Genomic DNA, 255 nt, shown 5'->3' on the forward strand with positions numbered 1-255 from the left:
CGGTTGGCTCTGTTACCTATTACGCCCAGGCCAATGTAAACAACGGCGGCTGTAGCAGTTTGACAAGAACACCTGTTACCCTTACCATTACGGCTGCGCCAGGCGCACCTGTAAGTGGCGGCAACCAGACCGAGTGTGAGGCAAGCCCAATCCAGACATTAACAGCAACCGCCACGGTACCCGCAGGCCAGACAGTAGTTTGGTACAACCAGGCAGTTGGAGGTTCAATCGTAAACAGCCCGATCCGCAACACGG

Annotated in this window: 1 protein-coding gene; it reads left to right on the plus strand. The window is 55.7% G+C overall.

Features of this window, described 5'->3' with window-relative positions; all coding sequences use genetic code 11:
* Positions 1-255: hypothetical protein (locus ESU54_RS17955; RefSeq protein WP_170253308.1), on the plus strand; the 255-nt coding region annotated here is incomplete at both ends.

The organism is Aequorivita antarctica (assembly GCF_007997155.1).
In the GTDB taxonomy this organism is placed as follows: Bacteria; Bacteroidota; Bacteroidia; order Flavobacteriales; family Flavobacteriaceae; genus Aequorivita; species Aequorivita antarctica.